This window comes from Streptomyces sp. SID10853 (genome assembly GCF_010548145.1).
GTDB lineage: Bacteria > Actinomycetota > Actinomycetes > Streptomycetales > Streptomycetaceae > Streptomyces.
In genome coordinates this window covers 1-7929 of record NZ_JAAGLN010000290.1, presented here as the reverse complement: position 1 = coordinate 7929, position 7929 = coordinate 1, and the positions used below count along the sequence as shown (strand labels likewise).

General features: G+C 72.6%; 7 protein-coding genes. 1 reads left to right on the top strand and 6 read right to left on the bottom strand.

Annotated features, from left to right (window positions below):
• Positions 1-79 precede the first annotated feature (79 nt).
• Positions 80-874, bottom strand: a complete 795-nt coding sequence (locus G3I19_RS32400) for an alpha/beta hydrolase (RefSeq protein WP_203600805.1) — start codon at positions 872-874, stop codon at positions 80-82.
• Positions 875-1438: 564 nt separating this feature from the next.
• Between G3I19_RS32400 and G3I19_RS32395 the strand changes: the two genes are divergently transcribed.
• Positions 1439-2293, top strand: coding sequence for a LysR family transcriptional regulator (locus tag G3I19_RS32395; protein WP_164267285.1), 855 nt, complete (start codon positions 1439-1441; stop codon positions 2291-2293).
• A gap of 396 nt (positions 2294-2689) precedes the next feature.
• Here G3I19_RS32395 and G3I19_RS32390 read toward each other — a convergent pair whose 3' ends face one another.
• From G3I19_RS32390 to G3I19_RS32370, 5 genes are all read right to left on the bottom strand, one after another.
• Entirely contained in the window at positions 2690-3385 is a 696-nt protein-coding gene (locus tag G3I19_RS32390; protein ID WP_164267284.1) for a cation:proton antiporter, read from the bottom strand.
• A complete protein-coding gene (locus tag G3I19_RS32385; protein WP_239074980.1) occupies positions 3382-4293 on the bottom strand; it encodes a DUF6282 family protein in 912 nt (303 codons plus the stop codon). The genes G3I19_RS32390 and G3I19_RS32385 overlap by 4 nt, the downstream gene beginning before the upstream one ends.
• Positions 4280-4978 carry an RraA family protein gene (locus G3I19_RS32380; protein WP_164267283.1) on the bottom strand — a complete coding sequence of 233 codons (699 nt, stop codon included), beginning with the start codon at positions 4976-4978 and terminating at the stop codon, positions 4280-4282. Before G3I19_RS32380 ends, G3I19_RS32385 begins: the two co-directional genes overlap by 14 nt.
• Positions 4975-7197 (bottom strand): isocitrate/isopropylmalate family dehydrogenase, encoded by a 2223-nt coding sequence (locus G3I19_RS32375; protein ID WP_164267282.1) that lies wholly within the window; start codon positions 7195-7197, stop codon positions 4975-4977. Before G3I19_RS32375 ends, G3I19_RS32380 begins: the two co-directional genes overlap by 4 nt.
• The coding region (locus tag G3I19_RS32370; RefSeq protein ID WP_164267281.1) for an alpha/beta hydrolase at positions 7194-7929 on the bottom strand (736 nt) is incomplete at its 5' end. The genes G3I19_RS32370 and G3I19_RS32375, both read right to left, overlap by 4 nt.

Genomic DNA, 7929 nt, shown 5'->3' with positions numbered 1-7929 from the left:
AGGGCGTCGAGGCGCACGGGGGCCTCAGTGGCCGCGGGGGTGCTCGCCTGCGAGGGCGTCCGCGCGCTCGTCGGCGCGGTCATCGGACGGCCTCCGCGGCGGGGGCGCCGGTGGGGGCGGGGTCGGTGTGCGCGGCGAGGAAATCGCAGACGCTCTCGATGACGAGGTCGGGGCAGACCAGGTAGGGGTAGTGGTCGCAGCCCTCGGGCACCAGGCGCTGGAAGAGGCCGTTTACCACGCGTTCGACGGCGTCGACCTGGCCGAGCGAGCCGTACTCGTCCGCGTCGCCCTGGATCATCAGCACCGGCGCGGTGACGTCGAGGTCGTTCTCGATGTTCCAGTGGCGGAATTCGGGCGAGAGCCAGACGCCGGACCAGCGGTCGAAGACTCCCCGGGGGTCGTCGTGCACCAGGGCCAGCTTCTTGGCGAGCGGACCGGCCTCGTAGGAGGCGCGGGCGGCCTCGATGCCGAGGCGGTTCTCCTCCTCGAAGTACATGTGCGGCCCCATCCCGATAACGGCTTCCACCGGACGCACCGAGGCGTGCAGCAGGGCGATCGAGGCGCCGTCGCTGTGGCCGACCAGGACGGGGCGCTCCAGACCGAGGGCGTCGAGCAGGCCCGGCAGTACGTCCTGGGCGTGCTCGTGCATGTAGCGCGGGGTGCGCGGCAGCGGGTCGGAGCCGCTGCCGCCGTTGCCGTGCCGGGAGTAGACCAGGGCGCGGCGTCCGGTGGCGGCGGCGAGCCTGGCGGGAAAGCGGCCCCAGGCGGCGACGCAGCCGAGTCCGCCGTGCAGGAAGACCAGCGGTGCCAGGTCCGGATCCCCGTCGACGATGACGTGTTCTACCGGACCGTTGTATGTATCAATTACCGGCACATCAATATCCTTCTCGGTGATTACGGAAGCGGAACAGGCATTCCGGAAGGGTCGGCCAGAATTACGTCACGCCGATGTACCGCGCGGCGCGGAGTGAAATCCGCGCAGCCCGGACGGATAGGCGGCGCAAAAAAGTTGAGGAATGAACTTCCGCAGGCGACGGCGGTCACCGCCGAAGAAGAGACGCGAGGCCGATACCTCGTCGGAGATCACAGCGCGCAGGCGTCCCCCGGAGCGGACGGCGCGGGCCAGCGCCCTATCGACGACCCTTGGGGCGCCAGGGGCGCCGGGCCGGAACGGTGCCGGGAGCACACGTCCGCGGCACAGAGCTGTCCCCTGTGGATTCCTTTGCTCTTGGTTGAACCGGTTTTGGCGCCAGCCCGGTTGACGGCGCGCACCAGTATTCACTCATGACGTACCCCCGTTTGAGTGCATGGCAGCACACCAGCAGTTCGCGAATGCCGGCCCTGCCGGTCATCCCGTCCGCTCGGTGACATCAAGCAGCCTATGCATACGATCGCGCCTTGAGAAATGACAGTGCGGAGCCACCTATAGGATTGCCGAATGAATATAGACCTGCGTCACCTGAGATGCTTTCTGGCCGTCGCCGAAGAGGGGGGCTTCACCGCCGCCGGCCGCCGCCTGCACCTGGCCCAGCCGACCCTGACGCGCAACATCCGCATGCTGGAGGAGTCTTTGGGGGTGCGGCTCTTCGAACGCAGCACGCGCCGCACGGAGTTGACCGACAAAGGCGCCGCCTTGCGCAGGAAGGTCACCCCCCTGCTGCGTCAGCTCGACGCGGCGCTGCGGGAGGTGCAGGAGGGGGAGGCCCTGCGCATCGGGTTCAGCTGGGGACTGCCCGAGGGATTATCGCGGATCGCCGCGCGGTTCGGCGAGGAGGCGGGCGTGGCCGTCCAGTTCATCCGCTGCGACACCCCGCAGGCCGGGCTCGACACCGGGCAGGTGCATCTGGGTCTGCTGCGCTGTGCAGAACTGCCGTCAGGGCTGCGGGGCGTGCTGCTGTGCGAGGAGCCCCGCATCGCCGCGGTCCCCGCGAGCTGGCGACTGGCCGAGCGCACCGAGCTGGACTGGGCGGAGCTCGCGGAACTGCCCCTGATCATCAACACCGTGAGCGGCACCACGTTCCCGGACATGTGGCCGGACGGGAACCGGCCGGAGGTCGGGGCCGAGTGCCGCAACTTCGACGAATGGCTGGAGCAGGTGGCGGTCGGCCTCGGTGTGGGCACCGCGCCCGTCTCCGCGGCCCGCCGCTACACCCACCCCTTCGTCCGTCTGGTCCCGCTGACGGGGGCGCCCAAGGTCCCCGCCTACCTCGCCCACCCCTCGCACGGCGCCCATCCCCAGGCCGTTCGCTTCGCCGACCACGCCTGGCGGGCGGCGGACGAGCTCCAGCTCTAGCCCGGCCGCGACAAAGCCCGCCTCTGCCCATCCGGCCCTCTACTCGGCGGTGTGGGCCGGGTAGACCCGCACGTCGGTGTACGCACCCTCACTCGACGCCGAGCCGCCGCCGTCCGTCGTGGCGGTGCCGCCGGAGGGCGTGGAGGGCGCGGCCGTGGAGGCGGGGCTCTTGGCGGACGCGTCGCTGCCGGAGTCGTCGATGCCGCCACACGCGGTGAGCGAGAGGGGGCGGCGAGCCCGACGGCGGCCAGAGCGGCGCTGCGGGTGTACTTCTCGGTGTTCCCCCAGGAATGGCGGCGCGGTCCATGCGGTCAGAACTATGGGTAGCTCGCACCGAATTCGGCAGGCTCCCCATGAGATCTTCGTTCTGTCACAGCCGCATCCGGCGCACCTTCCCTACCCGGCACCGCCCCGCCGCGACCAGCTCCGGCCCCGCGCCTTCCGTCCCTGGCCCGCCGCCACGTGATGGACCGCCGGGACGTTGCGCGGTGTGGCGGCGCCGAGGAGGAACGCGCCCAGGGTCGCGTGGACGCCGATGCGGTCGGTGGCCGGCGCCGACAGGCACAGGCCACCCGTGACGAGGACGAATGCGGGGCCCGGACGGGCGCGTTGGAGCGCGCGGGCCGGCAGCGGGCGTACGACGCGGAGCATCAGGGCCGCGAAGGCGACGGTCAGGGAGACCGTGGCCAGGGCGGAGAGCGTCGAGGTGCTGCGGGTCAGGGCGGCCACCAGCGCGAGCGCGAGGAGCACTCCGCACACCAGGGGCACGATCAGGCCCACCGTGAGGGCCGTGCCGCGCTCGCCGCGCACCTGCTCGGCGTCCGGTTCCCGGCGGGGCGGGAACATGAAGCACAGCAGGCCCAGTTGGCCGAGCGCGTCCCGGACCGGGGCGAGATCGAGAGGGGGGAGGGCGGCCGTCCCCGTGGGCCACACACGGCCGAGCAGCGCCGGGCCGAGCAGGATGCCCGCGGCCATCTCCCCGATGACGGGGGGCCGGCCCAGGCGCCGGCACAGGGCTCCCCCCGCCCAGCATGCGAGGAGCACGAGGGGCAGGGAGAGCAGCAGCGCCGACAGGACCGTCGGTGCGGTCACAGACTCAGCATCTTCAGCGGGCCGGTGTGAGTGATGTCGATGACGCGCTCGGGCGTCAACCCGGCCTCTGAGTAAATATTCTGATTCCACGTCAGCCAGTCCGTGATGTCCATCTGGGACGGCTGTCCCAGATCCGAGCTGTAGACGACGCGGGGCAGCAGGGACAGCACGTCGGCGAAATCCGCCCAGTCCTGGTAGCCGAGGAGGCGGGTCAGCGCGGTCTGTTCGGTCCACACCTGCTCCGCCGCCGCCACCTCCACCAGGTCCTTGCAGCTGAGCCCGGTCATCGGGTTGGCGGGCTGGTTCAGCATCAGGCGCGGCACGTCGAGGCGTACGACCTCGTCGACGAGCAGCCGCACCTCGTGGCCGTCGGCGTGCCCGGTGGAGATGACCACCGGCAAGTTCCGTGCGGCGCGCAGGAGTTCGGTGACCTCCGGGCGCAGCGCGCCGCTCTCGTCGGCGACGGTCAGCGGTGGCTGGCCGTCGCCGAGGAGCGGGTGGGAGGGGGTGCGGGCCAGGCGGCTGCGGTGGGTGCGGCCGGTGACCGTGGGCAGGTGCACGATCAGGCGCAGCCCGCTGTCGTCGCCGTGCTGGATGACGGCCTGTTCCACCGCCCGCGGGTCGAAGCCGCCCGCGAGCCGGTTCAGGACGATCGAACCGGAGACCGGCAGGCCCTGCTGCCGGGCCTCCCATGCCTGGGCCGCGGTGGAGCCGAGGTGGTTCTTGAGGACGACCCAGCCGCGGTGCTCGGCGTAGAGCGCGCCGGCCGTGGTGGCGGTGTGGCGGCGCAGATAGGCGTCCGGGCCTACGTGGTAGTGGACGTCGATGAAGCGGGACTCCCGCGCGGGCAGCGGGGCCGGGCCCGAGCCCGCGGTGCCCGCCGCCCCGGTGGGCTCAGTGCTGCTCATCCTCGCCGCCCTCCTCCCATGGCCGCGCGTAGCCGAACCGCGCCCGCGCCTCGTCCAGCCGGGCGCCGCCGAGCGCGGCCTCCCGGATGCGGGACTCGGTGCGCTCGACTGCCTCGGCGCGGCGCACCACCTCCTCGACCAGGTCGGCCGGGATGCGCAGCGCCCCGTTGTCGTCGGCGAAGATCCAGTCGCCGGGGCGCACCGGCGTACCGGCGATGTCGAGCTCGGCACCGGTACGGTCCAGGACCACCCGGTTCTTGCCGCTGACCATCGTCACATCGGTGCTGAACAGCGGGTATCCGGCGGTCCGCGTCTCCAGCACGTCGCGCACCGAGCCGTGCACGACTGTGCCGGCCACCTCGCGGTGCTGTGCGACGGAGCTGAGCAGCGAGCCCCAGTTGGTGCAGGTGCGGCTGCCGCCGTTGTCCACGACGACGACCGAGCCCGCCGGTACGTCGTCGATGTAGTTGGCGGCGTTGTGGAAGCTCGTGGCGTCGTCGATGGCACGGTAGCGGACCGTGAAGGCGGGCCCGCAGGCGATGCTGCCGGGGGTGCGGGTGGTGATGCCGGGCAGCACGCACGGCGGGGTGCGCAGGCTGTCCATCGCGTCCGACAGGGCGGCGGTGTCCAAGCGGGACAGGCGCTCGCGCAGGGCGTCGGCTGCCACGGGGGCGGCGGTGGTCATGCGGTTTCCTCCGTGAGTAGGTGGGGGTGCGCGGTGAGGTGCCGGGCGAGCGACCAGGCGGCGAACTGGGCCGCGTAAGCGGTGACTTCGGGGCCGCGGTTGGGCACGGTCAGCGTGGCGGTGTGCTCGGCGCCGGACTCGTCGCGGACGGTGCGGACGAGGTCGAGCGTGCCGGTGTACTCCGTGCGCGAGCCGCCGTGCCAGACGCCGGACAGGGAGACGGCGAGGGTGCGGGTGCCGTCGCCGGTGTCGCGCTCGAGGGCCAGTTCGGCCGCGAGTACGCCCGCGGTGAGCCGGTCGTCCAGGTCGAGGACCAGGCCGCGCTCGTCCAGCAGCAGGGCGAGTTCCTGGACGGCGGTGCGGTCGCGGTCGGTGACGATGTGGCCGGCGAGGGCCAGATCGAGGCGCATGGCCAGGTCGTCGGCGGCCTCGGGCGGGCAGCCGAGCCGGACGTCGACGTACGGGTAGTGCCAGCGGTAGGCGGGCTTGACCGGCACGCCGGTGTCCTTGACGAGCTCGTCCACCAGGGCCGCCGCGTCCGCCTCGATGATGCCGAGGGTGCGGCGGAAGACGGTCATCACCTCGGGCGGCTCGGGCAGGTGCGGCAGACCGTCGCGCAGGACCGCCTCCACCATCGGCAGGCATTCGCGCGGCGGCCCGGGAAGCATGATCACCGTGCTGCCCTGCGACTCGGTGCGGCAGCCCCAGGCGGTGCCGTTGACGTTGGGCAGCAGGTCGGCGCCCTCGGCGAAGAGCGCCTGGCGGCGGTTGTCGTCGTGGATGGCGACCCCGAAGCGGGTGAGGCGTTCCACGACGCCCTGCCACGCCTCCTCACGGTGTTCGAGGGGGCGGCCGAGCGCGCGGGCCACCCCGCCACGGGTGACGTCGTCGGAGGTCGGACCGAGGCCGCCCATGACCACGATCACGTCGTCGCGGCCGATGGAGCGGCTGATGGCGTCGGCGATGGTGGCCTCGTCGTCGCCGACGGTGTGCCGCACCCGGACCGGGACGCCGCGCTCGCCCAGCATCCGCGAGGCGTTGGCGGCGTTGGAGTCCTCCAGGTCGCCGCGCAGCAGTTCGTCGCCGATGGTGATGACGGCCGCGGTCGGGGTGTGGGGCACCTCGAGGCAGGCGTCGATGACGGCCTGCGCAGCCTCGCCGGTGCGCGCGGAGCCGCCGAGGTCGTAGGTGACCCGGTCGCGCCGGCGCGTGACGTGGCGTACCGCGTCCTGGACGTCGGCGGCCTCGTCCGGGAAGCCGAGGTGTTCCAGCATCAGACCGATGGTGAGGAACGCGGCCACCGGGTTGGCGCGCCCGCGCCCGGCCATCGCCGGGGCGCTGCCGTGCACCGGCTCGAAGTAGTTGCCCTTCTCGCCGATGTTGGCGCTGGGCGCGAGGCCGAGGCCGCCCATGACGCCGCCGCCGAGGTCGGAGAGGATGTCGCCGAACATGTTCTCGGCCACGATCACGCCGAAGCGCTCGGGGCGGCGGGCCATCCACAGGGCGACCGCGTCCACGTTGAGGACCTCGAAGGGGATCTCCGGGTAGTCGGCGGCGACGGCTTCCAGGCGCTCCAGGACGCAGGCGCTGCTGTGCCGCAGGACGTTGGGCTTGTCGGCGAGGGTGACCCGCTCGTAGCCGTGGGTGCGGGCGGTCTCGAAGGCGAACCGCAGGATGCGGTCGAGGCCGTGCGAGGTCTGGAGCCGGACGCTGGCGGTCGCGCCGTCACGGCCGCTGCGCCGGACGTTGGGGTGCTCGGCCACCAGCGGCCACATCTCGTCCGGTACGTGGTTCCAGTCCAGGCCCGCGTACAGGCCCTCGGTGTTCTCGCGGACCACGCAGAAGCGGTACGGGGTGCCGCCGCCGAGGTAGTTCTCCACCGGCCGCAGGTTGGCGAACAAGTCCAGGCGCTGGCGGAGTTGGATGATGGGTGAGATGTACTGCGGGTCGGTGGCACGCAGTTCCGGACTCAGGTCGGCCAGCGCCTCGCGGCGCGGCTTGCTGGTGGTGGCGCCGAGCAGGACGGCGTCGCTGCGGCCGATCAGGTCCCAGGTGCGGTCGGGGACGGGGTTGGCCTCGGTGCGCCAGCAGTCCCAGCCGATGTCACCGAATTCCAGGTCGATGGGCAGGCCGAGGGCGTCGATCACCGGCAGCGCGGCATCCAGGACCTCGGGCCCGATTCCGTCGCCGGGCAGGACTGCGACGGTCTTGCGGTTCATGATTCTTCAGCTCCCAGGAAGCGGGCGATGGTGCCCCGGGTGAGGGCGGCCTTGTCGGCGTGCGGGCGCATGCCGGCCCCGGGGATGCCCACGAGGTGGTGGTCGGGGCGGGGGCCGGTGGCCAGGTGGTGGCGCCGCACGAGCAGCGACTGTTCGCCGTACACGTGCAGCAGGGGTCCGGGAAAGCCGCGGACGGGCTCCCGGGCGTCGGCGTCGTGCAGCAGGCGCAGTCCGGCCGCGAGCCGTGCACTCGCCAACCCTTCGTCGGCGGACGGCGGTTGGACCGGCGCGACGTCCCGCGCGGCGGGACGCGGGCCCGGTCCTCGGACCACCTCGTCCAGCAGCCCGAGGGCCGCGGCGAGGCCCTGGCCCGTGACGGCGGCGATGCGTTCGAGGGTGGTGTTCAGTTCGTCGTCGGCGACGGTGGGCCCGGACAGCAGCACCACCCGGGAGCGGTGCGTCCACTCCCGGTCGAGCAGGGCCTGGACGACGGCGCCGCCCAGTGCGTTTCCGGCCAGCACGTCCGGGCCCGCGTCCGCGGCCCCGGCCTCTTCGGCGGCGTGGCCGCCCGGTGCGAGGCAATCGGCCCAGCGGTCCACCAGCGCCTTCAGATCGTCGCCCTCGTGCAGCAGCGACAGGGTGTCGTAGACCGTGATCCGGTGCCCGCCGGCGAGCAGCGGCTCGGCGACGTGCCGGAAGAACGCGCCCTGGTCCCAGCGGGGCATGACGGGC

Bases quoted from the DNA above. Each gene is read 5' to 3' on its own strand.
- G3I19_RS32395 (WP_164267285.1), top strand. From the start codon at position 1,439: ATGAATATAGACCTGCGTCACCTGAGATGCTTTCTGGCCGTCGCCGAA.
- G3I19_RS32385 (WP_239074980.1), bottom strand. From the start codon at position 4,293: ATGAGCAGCACTGAGCCCACCGGGGCGGCGGGCACCGCGGGCTCGGGC.
- G3I19_RS32380 (WP_164267283.1), bottom strand. From the start codon at position 4,978: ATGACCACCGCCGCCCCCGTGGCAGCCGACGCCCTGCGCGAGCGCCTG.
- G3I19_RS32375 (WP_164267282.1), bottom strand. From the start codon at position 7,197: ATGAACCGCAAGACCGTCGCAGTCCTGCCCGGCGACGGAATCGGGCCC.